Annotated in this window: 3 protein-coding genes; all 3 read left to right on the forward strand. The window is 64.3% G+C overall.

From position 1 onward, the window contains the following. On the forward strand, positions 1 to 141 hold a 141-nt coding region (locus ACYPYD_RS23375), incomplete at its 5' end, for a DUF2239 family protein (RefSeq protein ID WP_459665890.1). Beyond that, positions 141 to 1,046: a tRNA pseudouridine(55) synthase TruB gene (gene truB / locus ACYPYD_RS23380; RefSeq protein ID WP_459665892.1), complete on the forward strand. Its 906-nt coding sequence runs from the start codon at positions 141 to 143 to the stop codon at positions 1,044 to 1,046. The genes ACYPYD_RS23375 and truB, both read left to right, overlap by 1 nt. A gap of 5 nt (positions 1,047 to 1,051) precedes the next feature. Further along, positions 1,052 to 1,321 carry a 30S ribosomal protein S15 gene (rpsO, locus tag ACYPYD_RS23385; protein WP_008993704.1) on the forward strand — a complete coding sequence of 90 codons (270 nt, stop codon included), beginning with the start codon at positions 1,052 to 1,054 and terminating at the stop codon, positions 1,319 to 1,321. Positions 1,322 to 1,415 lie beyond the last annotated feature (94 nt).

The raw sequence follows: 1,415 nt of genomic DNA on the forward strand, positions 1-1,415 counted from the left end.
GCGGGCGACCGTCCGGGCTACGAAGAGGCGATCCGCGCGCTCTATTCGGGGGATCGGGAGAATTTCGATGCCCTGTGCGTGCTGTGGCCGACCCCCATCGCGGATCACGCGCGGTTGCTCGCATGGCCGAAGGAAGCATGATGCCGCACGGATGGATCATTCTCGACAAGCCGCTGGGCCTCGGTTCGACGCAAGCCGTGGCGGCGGTGAAGCGCAATTTGCGCGAGGCCGGGTACGGCAAGAAGGTGAAGGTGGGCCACGGCGGCACGCTTGACCCGCTGGCGACGGGGATTCTCCCGGTGGCGCTGGGCGAGGCGACCAAGCTGGCGGGCCGGATGCTCGATGCCACCAAGGCTTATGAGTTCACGGTGAAGTTCGGCGAGGAAACCGACACGCTCGACCTCGAAGGCGCGGTGATCGCGACCAGCGACGTGCGCCCCTCGCGCGGGGATGTGGAGGCGGTGCTGCCGCGCTTCACCGGGCCGATCGAGCAGGTGCCGCCTGCCTACTCGGCGCTCAAGGTCGATGGCGAGCGGGCCTACGATCTGGCGCGCGCCGGGGTGGATGTGCAGCTCAAGACGCGCAGCGTGACCGTGTTCGACCTGCAACTGCTGAATTTCGATCCCGAAGCGGGCGCGACACTGCTGGCCACGGTTTCCAAGGGCACGTATATCCGCAGCCTCGCGCGGGACATTGCGCAGGCGCTCGGAAGCTGCGGCACCGTCACCATGCTGCGCCGGACCAAGGCGGGGCCGTTCGACCTGTCCCACGCGATTTCGCTGGACAAATTGAACGAATTCGGTAAGGGCGCGCCTCTTGAGCAGATACTCTTGCCGCTGGAGGCGGGGCTGGACGACATCCCGGCCCTGAACCTCGACCCGGAGCAGGCAAGGGCGGTCCGTCAGGGCCGCGTTCTCACCGGAATGCCCCATGAAGACGGGCTATACTGCGCGTACGAGGGCACCGTCCCCGTCGCTTTGGTACAGCTTACGGACCGCGAGGCCCGCGTCGTTCGGGGGTTCAATCTATCCGATGTCGCGGAGTAAATGAAATGTCGGTTACCGCTGAAAAGAAGCAGGACATCATCACGGACAACGCTCGCGTCGCTGGCGACACGGGCAGCCCGGAAGTCCAGGTTGCGATCCTCACCGAGCGCATCAAGAACCTGACCGAGCACTTCAAGGCTCACCACAAGGATAACCACTCGCGTCGCGGTCTGCTGGCCATGGTCAACAAGCGCCGCTCGTTGCTGGACTATCTGAAGAAGAAGGATGTAGCGCGTTACAACTCGCTCATCCAGAAGCTCGGTCTGCGTAAGTAAGAACCGAGACGACGGCCCGCCTCGGCGGGCCGTTTTGCATTTGTCATATACGATGTGGTATGTGCCAGCCGCCCGTCATCCCAGCGAAAGCTGG

It is taken from the genome of Novosphingobium sp. 11B (genome assembly GCF_054589055.1).

Excerpts from the sequence above, each read along its gene's own strand:
- rpsO (WP_008993704.1), top strand. The coding sequence starts at position 1,052 with ATGTCGGTTACCGCTGAAAAGAAGCAGGACATCATCACGGACAACGCT.
- truB (WP_459665892.1), top strand. The coding sequence starts at position 141 with ATGCCGCACGGATGGATCATTCTCGACAAGCCGCTGGGCCTCGGTTCG.